This is a genomic window from Bradyrhizobium sp. NBAIM08, assembly GCF_020193935.1.
Classification (GTDB): domain Bacteria; phylum Pseudomonadota; class Alphaproteobacteria; order Rhizobiales; family Xanthobacteraceae; genus Bradyrhizobium; species Bradyrhizobium yuanmingense.
The window spans coordinates 1-386 of the sequence record NZ_JADYVR010001276.1 but is presented as its reverse complement, the minus strand read 5'-3'; the positions used below and the strand labels follow the sequence as shown (position 1 = coordinate 386).

General features: G+C 59.8%; 1 protein-coding gene. It reads right to left on the bottom strand.

Annotation, left to right across the window (positions count from 1 at the left end):
- The coding region (locus I6F37_RS44505) for a tRNA (cytidine(34)-2'-O)-methyltransferase (RefSeq protein WP_368736844.1) at positions 1 to 259 on the bottom strand (259 nt) is incomplete at its 3' end.
- Positions 260 to 386 lie beyond the last annotated feature (127 nt).

Genomic DNA, 386 nt, shown 5'->3' with positions numbered 1-386 from the left:
GGCGGGTTCTTCCGCGGGTTGTGAATAAGATCAGTCTCGCGCCTGACGCTGTCTGACCTTCGCGGAACGCGGACCAGCCGGAATGGCGGGAAATCGCGACGTTTTCCCCGTAGTCCATCGCTGTTCTCTTCAGCGCGCGGTCGGTGAGGGGAAAGCCACACGGCTCGATAATGTCGACTGCGACGCCAAGGCACGCCGCCAATCGAAGATTCGCCCCAAGATTCTGAGGGATGTCAGGTTGAAACAGGGCGAGTCGCACTTTAGACGGTTCCGTCACTTGTGGGGCATTCTTGCGACACCACGCCACGTGGGGGGTTACCCTCGCGACGGTAATAAGGCGTCCAAAGCTCCGGATAGCATGGGAGACTCGTGTGTCGGAACACGGA